Raw genomic sequence first — 1,718 nt, 5'->3', positions numbered from 1 at the left:
CTACCTGCTCATAGGTCTGAACCCTTTAAAACCTAAGATAAAACAGGTAAAACCACAGCATGTCTATTAAGTTGTTTGTGCAAAACAGAGAAATTTCAGACCTCTGTTTTTCATGATAAATACGGCATTCTGGCACTGCTCAGATGCCACAATACGGCTATTAATGCGCTTTACAGGCATTATAACGGCCGTTATCCGCACTTTGAAAACTCTATATTTCCTACAGCGTTTGAGGCTCTATTAATTAATAATCCATAGGCAGAATCACGAAGCTTGATATCCGCCAAGTTCGCTATTTATGCGCATTTCCTGTACAATAGATACGTGGAAAGGAATTGACATGGCGCATAAATACACTGAAGAAGAACTGAATGAACTTGGACCAAAGGCAGTCATAGCACTGTTTCTTTCCCAACAGGATCAGCTGGAACGTCTCAATGAAAACATGGAGGCTCTCATTGAACAGATCCGTATATCTAACCAGAGACAGTTCGGAAGAAAGACTGAGCAGCTGGATCAGATAACTGGACAGATGACTCTCTTTAATGAGGCAGAAGTCTTTGCTGATCCAGATGTACCTGAGGATGATCCCGAGGATATCCTTCCGCCCAGAAACCGTTCCCATAAGAGAACAGGAAAACGGGAAGAAGACCTTAAGGGGTTCCCAGAGGAAAACATTCCGCATCCCGTTACTGACGAAGAAGCAGATGCCTTCTTTGGAGAAGGATGCTGGCGCAGGATGAAACCGGATAAGTTCACTAAGGTACGTTATACCCCTGCTTCATGGACAGTTGAAAGACATACCGTTGATGTTATCGTTGGAAAGACGGGTAATCATCAGGACGAATTTCTCAGAGGAAAACGACCGGTTGAGATGATCCCCAAAAGCATTGCAACACCTTCTCTTGAAGCAGCCATCATAAATGGCAAGTATGTAAATGCTAATCCGCTTGACCGCATCGAACGTCATTTCAATCAGTTCGGACTGAACCTTTCCAAGCAGACCATGTCCAACTGGACAATCCGATGTGCTGAGGATTATTTCACTCCACTGTATGACAGACTAAGGGAGATTCTGCTGTCATACCATGTCACTCAGGCGGATGAAACGCCGGTTGAAGTGATACATGATGACAGGCCCGCAGGGAGCAAGAGCTACATGTGGGTGCACAGGTCCGGAGAGTTCTACAGGGACAGACAGATCGTCCTTTTTGAATATCAGAAGACCCGGCATCATGAACATCCCGAGAATTACTATCGGGATTACAACGGAGTCCTGGTAACCGACGGACTTCAGCAGTACCACCTTATAGAGAAGAATCTCGAAGGTGTGACAAGTGCTAACTGCTGGGCCCATGCCAGACGCGATTTCTCCGATGCAATGAAAGCAATCGGTAAGAAAAACCAGAAATCGATAAAGCAGTCGGTAGCTAACGAGGCTCTTGAGAGAATCGCCGAGATATATCACATCGAAGGCGAACTCAAGGAGCTTTCAGCCAAGGAAAGACTCATCCGCAGACAGGCTAAGATAAAGCCTTTAGTGGATGACTACTTTGAGTGGGCAAAACAATGCGTGGCTAATGGACTGCTGACAAAGGGCAAGACCCTTGATGGACTCAACTACTGCATCAACCAAGAGAAGTACCTGCGAGTATTTCTTGAAGATGGTGAAGTTCCGATCGATAATTCTGCTGCTTTATCCGAAGGAATTACTTATC

At 45.3% G+C, this 1,718-nt stretch carries 1 protein-coding gene; it reads left to right on the top strand.

Going from position 1 to position 1,718, the window contains the following annotated elements; genetic code table 11:
- Nucleotides 1-340 precede the first annotated feature (340 nt).
- Nucleotides 341-1,718, top strand: a 1,378-nt coding sequence (gene tnpC / locus BM377_RS16065) for an IS66 family transposase (RefSeq protein ID WP_092251000.1), incomplete at its 3' end; no start/stop codon positions are given.

Source organism: Butyrivibrio sp. INlla21 (assembly GCF_900116875.1).
Lineage (GTDB): Bacteria > Bacillota > Clostridia > Lachnospirales > Lachnospiraceae > Butyrivibrio.
The sequence above is the reverse complement of the archived record's forward strand: the minus strand, read 5'-3'. Positions and strand labels throughout refer to the sequence as shown.